Raw genomic sequence first — 5,574 nt, forward strand, 5'->3', positions numbered from 1 at the left:
CGTTAAATGGGATATGGTCATTGATTATGACGGGTATAACCATGATGAAACATTATTGTTCACCAAATCAGGTCAGAAAACTAGCGTATGGGTTCACAATGACATGATTCAGGAGATTGACTGCAAAGGCAATCAGAACAAGAATATTTTAAGGGAAGCCTACACCAATGCGGATAATGTTTGTGCAGTGTCTCCGGGTCTTATCAAACCGACAAGTGAGCTAAACAATGGCATGAACAATATTAGGATTATCCATAATTTAAACGATTATGAGTCAATAGAGGTCAGGTCTAAAAGGAAACTTGAAATCGGCGAGTACACCATGATTTATAATAATGATATTGGTGAAGTGTTAAGCAAGGATGCATTTAAATTCATTTCAATCGGAAGATTTTCTCCTGAAAAAGGTCACAGGAGGTTAATTAAAGCTTTCAATAATTTCTGTAAAGATTATCCTGAAAGCCAGCTGATAATCATTGGAGGCTATGGTGCGTTATATGAGGACACTTGTCGCCTGGTTGATTCAGTGGAGTATGGTGAAAACATCACTTTGATAAATAATTTGTCCAATCCAATGCCTATTCTTAAGGAATGCGACTTGTTCATCCTGCCTTCATATTATGAGGGTTGGCCGATGGTGCTTATGGAAGCGGACACTCTAGGAATTCCAATCATATCGACGGATATTGAATCCACTCGTGCAATGGGTGATTATGCGGGGGTTCTGGTTGAAAACTCTGAAGAGGGTATTCTTAAGGGAATGCATGATTTTGCTTCAGGCGAGATACAGTCCAAGCACTCTGATTTTGAGAAATATAATGAACGTGCAGTAGAAGAGTTTAGAGAATTAATTGATGGTTGATAGTGAAATTATGTCTTTTATTCAGAAAATAAAGAAACTTAAGCAATGCTTTATTAATGATTTGATTTATCAGAATTATTACCGCAAGCAAATAGACGAGAATCTGGTTTATGTGGAATCGAGGGACGGGAATGATTTCACAGGTAATATATTCCGCATAGTTGAGGAACTCTCCACTGGCAAGTATGGTGATTTAAAGGTTTTTGTTTATGCAAAGGAGGATGCGCAGTCCAAAATCAGGGAATTGCAGAAAAACTATAATCTTAAAATCAATGGAATGTCATCAAATGAGAACACTGCAACCAAAAAGCTTGAAATGGCCAAATACATTATCACCGATTCTGGAATGCGTCCGAAATATGTCAAGCGCCCTGGACAAGTGGTTCTGGAGACCTGGCATGGAACACCATTGAAAACCATGGGTATTGACAATCAGGCAGAGGAGCACAGGTGCGCCAATATACAGCAGGTTTTCTTTGCAAGCGATTATCTCCTATATCCGAACGACTATATGAAGGATAAGATGCTCAACGCATACATGATGGAGAAAATATATCCGGGAACAATTCTCTTGGAGGGATATCCTAGAAACAGCATATTCTTCAACAAGAATGCTGGGATTGATTTAAAGGATAAGTTGGGATTTTCTGCTAAGCAGTTATATGCGTATATGCCGACATTTAAGGGATTGTTCCTTGACCGTAAAGACAGGGAGCAACGGGATGTTGTTTATGAATATTTAAAGGAAATCGACACTCGCTTAAACGATGACCAGGTTATGCTTGTTAAGCTGCATGTCTATAATAATGAGAAAATTGATTATTCAAGTTTCAAGCATATTCAGGAATTCCCGAAAGGCTATGAGGTCTATGATATTTTGAACATGACCGATTGTCTCATCACCGATTATTCAAGCGTATTTTTTGATTACGCCAATACCGGAAACAAGATTATCATATTCAATTATGATGAGGATGAATTCCTAAAGGACAGGGGAGTGTATTTCCCGATTTCAGACCTTCCGTTTCCAAAGGTGCAGAACGTTGATGATTTGATCCATGAGCTGAACTCCCCAAAGGAATATGATGATGCGGGTTTTGTGGAGAAGTTCTGCACTTACGACAATGTTGATGCTTGTGAAAGATTGTGCCGTCATGTTTTCAATGATGAAAACACTTGCAGGGTCGATAAAATTGAAAACGACAAGGAAAACGTACTGATTTTCGCCGGTGGATTGAAAAGCAATGGAATGACATCGTCAATGATTAACGTATTGTCGAACATTGATTTAAATGAGCGTAATGTTTTCATATGCTACTCCTCATGGGATCCTTCACTTGATGAGAACCATCGAGAAGCGTTCTCAATCATGCCTGAAGGCATAGAATATCTGCCGTTGAGAATGGGCATCAACTTCAGGGTACGTGAGCATCGTGAATTTATAGGATTTTTAAAAAATCCCGGTAAAAAACTCTCCAATAATCTTGTAGGCATGTTTAAAAGGGAATTGCATCGTGCATATAGTGGATTTCCTTTTGACTCAGTCATTCATTTCAACGGGTATGGTATTGAGGAAACCATGCTGTTCAGCGTCAGCGAGGCCAAAAAGTCAATTTGGGTTCACAATGATATGGTTGAGGAAATCAAGCGCAAAGACAATCAGAACCTGTCGGTTCTCAAGCATATCTATAATGAGTACGACAATGTTGTAGTCGTATCGCCTGACCTTATCAAGCCAACCAGCCAGATAAGCGGCAGGAAGGACAATATCCGACTTGCACATAATGTCAACAATATCTCAGAGATTAAAAGAAAAGGATTGATGGAAATTGAAGTAAATGACAGCTGCACCATCAATACCCGGAACCATGATGGCATTGAAGGAGTCTTGAATAGTGCCGGCAAGAAATTCATCACTATAGGCAGGTTTTCACCTGAAAAGGGGCATGACCGTTTAATCAGAGCCTTCAACAGGTACTGTGAGGATTACCCTGACACTCAACTCATAATCATCGGAGGTTACGGTCCATCCTATGAGGAAACGGTAGCCTTGGCAGAGCAATCCAGATTCGCCGACAACATAACAATCATAAAGTCAATACTGAATCCAATGCCTATATTGAAGGAATGTGACCTCTTTGTGGTATCATCTTATTATGAGGGCTGGCCAATGGTTATTATGGAGGCGGATGCATTTGACATTCCAGTGATTGCCACAGACATTAATGGAACACAATGGATGAGGGATTACGGAGGATATATTAATGAAAACTCAGAGGAAGGCATTTTAAGGGGCATGCATGATTTTTCACAAGGGAATGTTGATGCACTTGGAATAGACTATGAAAAATACAATGAAAAAGCCATTGAGGAATTTTTAGAAATCATTTAAGCGTTTAAGGTTGAATATATAATGAGTTTTATAAGTATTATCATACCGTTTCAAAAGGGAAGAAGATACCTGATAGATTGTCTCGACAGTCTAGCCGACCAGGAGATGGATGATGGGGAAGTAATAATCATCCCTAATGGCAATCATGAAAATATCGATGATTTGATAGCTCAATATGAAAATGAATTGAACATTAAAGTCATGAGCTTCGATGAGGAGATAAGTGTCGGTAAAGCCAGAAATGAAGGTTTGAAAATAGCTCAAGGAGAATATGTCTATTTCATCGATTGCGATGATTACCTTTATGAGGATTCACTCACAAAACTCATTGATGCTGCCCGAAAAACCGATGCGGATTTCATCAACGGCGAGCGAATCAATACTTATTTCATAAAAAACCGATTCCATGAACAGTTATTGGAAACCACCCCATTAAAGCAGAAGAAATTAACTGACGAGGAATTCTCCATCAGATTGCTTGTGGGCCATCACACCAATGGCATGGAAGTGCTGAGTGTGCTTCATGCACTAATCAGGAGGAATGCAATTGGAGAAACACTATTCAACGAGGACAACAGGTATTTCACGGATTATGAATTCATGAGTGATATTTTCAGTGATTTAAACTCATTTCATGGTGTGGAAGATGCGCTTTATGCAAAAAGGCTAAGTGACGATCCGATAAAATTGCAATCATTGACTCAGGAGGAAAGAGGAGACAATTTCCTATTGTACTGCAAAGAATACCGGAAGGTTTCAGGCAAAATGTCCAATCTAAACGAATGCAAGTATAATTTGCTTAAGGAGGAAATGCTTGATAAGTTCTACCGTGAGTATTATGATAATTTTGCAGTTAATTTCGCACGAAACCCCGATAAGAAATGGAGGGAGGAATATTTCAATGAGTTACATGAAATATTAATCGGCTTTAATGCAGATAAACTGTCTTTTATTCGAAAAAGGGAAATGAAAGCGTTTCAGGATAGGAATTTCAAAAAACTCAAATCAATCATACAATCCCGCTTCATATTCAACAGGTTCAAGCAAATGGCCCATAGCTATGAGTTGATAAAGCAGCTAATCTACCTGAACATTTTCAATAAGAGGAAAATCAATGAAAGGCAGATTCTAATCGACAGTTTCAGGGGGGATTTCTACTCAGACAGTCCCAAATACCTTTATGAATATTTATATGAGCATTATAGGGATGAGTATGAATTCATATGGGTCATGAATCATAAAGGCATGAAAATCCCTGGAAATCCTAAAACCGTTAAGAAATACTCATTAAAATATTTCAAACTGGCAGCCACATCTAAGTATTGGTTGACCAATACAAGACAGCCCGCATTGTTAAGTAAAAGGAAAGACCAGATTTTAATATCGACTTGGCACGGCACCCCTCTTAAGAAATTGGGTTTTGACATGGGTAATCTGTATTTGGATGATCCGAAATCGAAATTCAATTATAAAAAAGATTCCTCTGAATGGAATTACCTAATATCTCCTAACAGATTCACTACTGAAAAATTAAGAAGCTCATTTGCCTATGAAGGGGAGGTTCTTGAATACGGTTATCCGAGAAACGACATACTCTACAATTATGATGATGAACTGGTTGACAGGATTAAGGGCAGTTTGAAGCTTCCGAAGGATAAGAAGGTTATACTCTATGCTCCAACATGGAGGGATGACGAGTCATATGACATAGGCAAGGTCAGGTTCAATCTCAAATTGGATTTGAACAAGTTGATGGAATCATTATCTGATGAATACATCATACTCATAAGGACACATTATTTCATCTCAAACAACCTTGACCTGTCCGATTTCAGGGATTTTGCATTTGACGTGAGCAAATACGAGGATATTGCCGAGCTGTACCTGATAAGCGACATGCTCATCACAGACTATTCAAGCGTATTCTTTGATTATGCAAACCTTAAAAGGCCAATACTCTTCTACACTTATGACCTTGACAAGTACTCCAGTATGCTTCGAGGATTTTACCTTGACATTCACAGTGAAGTTCCAGGACCATTGCTATTCACTACGGATGAAGTCATTGAAGCCATAAAAAACATTAATCAGGTCAATGATGAGTACCATGACAGGTATAATGAGTTTTATGAGAGATTCTGCTCAATTGATGATGGCAATGCTTCAAAAAGGATTGTTGAAAAAATTTGGGGAAAGTAGCCAACATCACTATTTTTCTTATTTTAATAAAATTATTTTTTAAATTACTTTTTTCAATAAATGGGGATTAATTAGGAAATATTATATATTCCTTAATTAGAGAATTATTAATATTGATACA

3 protein-coding genes are annotated in these 5,574 nt (G+C 38.1%); all 3 read left to right on the forward strand.

Annotated features, from left to right (window positions below):
- A partial coding sequence (locus tag QZU77_RS10245) for a glycosyltransferase (RefSeq protein ID WP_295603784.1) occupies positions 1–862 on the forward strand: 862 nt, incomplete at its 5' end.
- A 10-nt stretch (positions 863–872) separates the two neighbouring features.
- Positions 873–3,254: a glycosyltransferase gene (locus QZU77_RS10250; protein ID WP_295603786.1), complete on the forward strand. Its 2,382-nt coding sequence runs from the start codon at positions 873–875 to the stop codon at positions 3,252–3,254.
- Between the two features lie 21 nt (positions 3,255–3,275).
- A complete protein-coding gene (locus QZU77_RS10255; protein WP_295603788.1) occupies positions 3,276–5,453 on the forward strand; it encodes a bifunctional glycosyltransferase family 2 protein/CDP-glycerol:glycerophosphate glycerophosphotransferase in 2,178 nt (725 codons plus the stop codon).
- Positions 5,454–5,574 lie beyond the last annotated feature (121 nt).

The organism is uncultured Methanobrevibacter sp., assembly GCF_902774605.1.
GTDB lineage: Archaea > Methanobacteriota > Methanobacteria > Methanobacteriales > Methanobacteriaceae > Methanocatella.